Raw genomic sequence first — 3,448 nt, forward strand, 5'->3', positions numbered from 1 at the left:
GAAGTAGTCGCTGCGCCAGTTCCAGCTGATGCGGGCCTGGAAACCGTCCTTTTCGAAGTACGGGATCACGTTGACCGTGTGCTTCGAAAGGTAGGGCAGGTTGACCACGTTGCCGTCGCTATCCACGCCGCTCTTGGCATCGGCATAGGTATAGTTGGTCAGGATACCAAAGCCGCCCCAGATCGGCGTCTGGAAGCCGACCGACACGCCGTTGACCGTGGCGTTGGTGGCGTTGACCGGCAGGGTGACCTGGTATTCCACCGGCGTGGTGCCACCGAGCGGGGTAAGCATCTGCGACACGGTCTTGGTCACGATGTACGAGCTGATCTGGCGGCGGAAGTATTCCACCGACAGCAGCGAGCCGGGACGGAAATACCATTCGGCCGACAGTTCGTAGTTGGTCGACTGATAGGGATTGAGATCCGGGTTGCCGCCGGCCGCGGTGAAGTTGGTGTCATTGCGGCTGAATGCGCCGGCCAGCTGGGCATAGCGCGGACGGGCGATGACTTCGGCCACGGCACCGCGCAGCTTGAAATTATCGCTGATATCCCACGACACGTTCAGGCTGGGCAGGAACTTGAGATAGTCCTTGCTGCTGACGATCGGGGTGTAGGTCGAGCCGTTGTCGGTCGAGTTGAAGTAGTTCGACCGGTCGCTGGTATAGACCATGCGATAGCCGCCCGAACCGTGGATCGGGCCGCTGCCGAAGTCCAGCTGGACATAGGCATTGGCAACCTTTTCACGCACGCTGAACGTCGAGCCCTTGTCGATCCCGGTGTCGACATAGAGGCCGTTGTTGAGCGCATCGACCACGCCCTGTTCGGTCAGCGTGGCGAACTGGTTGGCGTTGCCATTGTCGTTGAGGCCGTTGAACAGGCCACCAGGCGTGAGGTGGGTGGTGAAGTCGGTGAGCGAAATCGGGTTGGTGTAGAACACCTTGGAGCCGGTCACGGTCAGCGCGTTCTGGTGCGTAGAGGCCTTGATGCCCATGCGCACGTCCTTGAAGAACGCGTCGCTCACCTCCCACTTGCCGTCCAGCTGGGCGTAGAACTCTTCGTCCTTCTGGCGCGAATGGGCGATGCCGCCGATCTGGTAGCCGTTGATGGTGGTGCCATCGGGCAGCTTCTGCGACGAGGTGGAGAAGCGGCCCCACTGGCTCGCGTCGGTCGGCGCGGTATTGTAGTTCACGCTGGTCGACGTGCCGGTGTAATCGAAGGTGTAGCCACCGTTCGAATAGAGCGACATCAGGTATTCGGGGTTGGTGCCGCCGGTCGCCTTGCTCCAGCCGCCGTTGCCCGACAGGGTGAAGCGGTCGCTGACATGCCAGGTGCCCGCCAGGTTATAGCTGTCGTTGGTCACCTTGGTCTTGCGATAGTTCATGTCCAGCTCCGCCTGGGTGCTGGTGCCATTGGCCATTGAGGCCGAACTGATTAGGCCGTTCGACAGCGTGACTGCCGAAATGTTGCCCGGGTTGTAGTTCGGATAGATGAATTCCGACTGCGAGAAGTTGTTGTAGGTGCCCTGGATGTGCATGCCCGTGGCGATCAGCTCGAAATCGCTGGTGGGGGCATATTGCACGGCAAACTGGCCACCGATGCGCTGGCGCGTCTGCTTGAAATAGGCGTGGTTGATGCCGGCCGGATAGCGGGCATTGGCCAGGTCCTGCGTCGTCCCGCCGTTGATAGCGAGCGCCGAGTTCTTCGGCACATAGTTGCCGTTGCCGTCGGTCAGCAGGTCGCCATTGGCGTCCTTTTGCAGGAAGTCCTTGCCGGTGGAGTAGCCGAAGTATTCGATCCCGGCGCGGGCCAGCGAATCCTTGTCATAGGTGCCGGCCACCATGATGCCGAAGGTTTCGTCCTTGTTCTTCCAGCTGTAAAGCAGCGAGCCGCGCGGGTTGGCGATCTTGGAGCGATCGTTGTAGTTCACGCCGATCGAACCGTTCAGCGAATTCGCCTTCATGTCGAGCGGCTTGCGCGTGCGCACCAGCACGGTGCCGCCCAGCGCGCCTTCGTCGATCCACGGTTCGGGCGACTTGTAGACTTCCACGCGCGAAATCACTTCGGGCGCGAGCAGCGAATAGTTGAACGTGCGGCCGGTCACGTCGCCGGGGTTGCCACCCCAGTCGGCCGAGGCGATCGAGTGCCCGTCGATCAGGATGCGGTTGAGCGCCGGATCGGTGCCCTGGATCGACACGCGTTCGCCGATGCCGAACTGGTGGTCCACCGACACGCCGGGAATGTGCGAGAGCGATTCGGCCACGTTGCGATCGGGGAACTTGCCCACGCCTTCGGCGGTGATCACGTCCATCACGGCAATCGCGCTGCGCTTCACGTCGATCGCGTTCTTGAGCGAGGCGCGAATGCCGGACACGACAATCGCCTGGCCCGGATCGCTGCCCTGATCGGCGGAATCGGCGGCGGCGCTGTTGGGCGCTGTGGCCTGGGCATCCTGCGCGATGGCTGGCGACGACACGATCGTGGCAAAGGTGCTTGCCAGCAATGCTGCACGAAAGAATGACATGTTTTAACCCTCAATCCCGCCCGTATCCCGGGCACGAATGTGTTGAACCCTGAAACGGTGTTGCTTACCCCTCGCGGCTGTTTCCTGGATGTGGTCTGTAACCAATCTAAGTCCAACCGCCACGCAATATGTCACTTAAATGAAACCGGCTGTCCACCAAAACTTGGCCTGACACATCCGTCAACAGAATGAAACAATGTGAAAAAATATACGAAATCCGCCGTTTTCCGGTCTTTTTGCGGGTTGAGGGGTGCGGCATATTGGCCGCAGTCCCAAAAAAATTTACACGGGTTTGGTAGGGACCAAAACAAAGCCACATCGCGCAAAGGTGATTCGCTGGTGCGGTGGACCGCAAAAGGAGCAGGCCAATGAATGCCAATCAGCCCATGACGAAGGCCGGCCGCGATGCTTGAAGTGTGCGTGGAAGACGGTGCCGGCATGGCTGCGGCGCTGGCCGGTGGCGCGGATCGGCTGGAACTGTGCGTGGCGCTGGACCTGGGTGGGCTGACGCCGCCATCGTCCCTGCTCGATCTTGCAGCGCGCCAGCCCTTGCCGGTTCATGCCCTGTCGCGCCCGCGCCCTGGTGATTTTGCCTACAATGCCCGCGATTGTGCGCTGGTGCAGGCCGATCTGGCCGATTTCGCCAAGGCTGGCCTTGCCGGCGCGGTGATCGGTTGCGGCGGGCGTCAGGGGCTGGATCGCGGGGCGCTGGCCGAATGGGTCGACCATGCCCGCGCGCTGGGCGAGGCACGCGGGCGGCCGCTGTCGCTTACGCTGCACCGCGTGTTCGATCTGCTCGACGATCCGTTCGCCGGCCTGGAAATCGCGGTGGAACTGGGCTTTGACCGCATTCTGACCTCGGCCGGCGCGGTGCGCGCGGGTGATGGCGTGGCGCGCTTTGCCGCGCTGGTGAAAGCGGCCAGCGGGC

2 protein-coding genes are annotated in these 3,448 nt (G+C 62.0%); one reads left to right on the plus strand and one right to left on the minus strand.

The features are described 5' to 3' along the window. A partial coding sequence (locus H926_RS27415; RefSeq protein ID WP_158441985.1) for a TonB-dependent receptor occupies positions 1-2,520 on the minus strand: 2,520 nt, incomplete at its 3' end. Positions 2,521-2,925: 405 nt separating this feature from the next. Between H926_RS27415 and H926_RS0112965 the strand changes: the two genes are divergently transcribed. Beyond that, the coding region (locus H926_RS0112965) for a copper homeostasis protein CutC (protein ID WP_022676690.1) at positions 2,926-3,448 on the plus strand (523 nt) is incomplete at its 3' end.

The organism is Novosphingobium sp. B-7, from assembly GCF_000410615.1.
Lineage (GTDB): Bacteria > Pseudomonadota > Alphaproteobacteria > Sphingomonadales > Sphingomonadaceae > Novosphingobium > Novosphingobium capsulatum.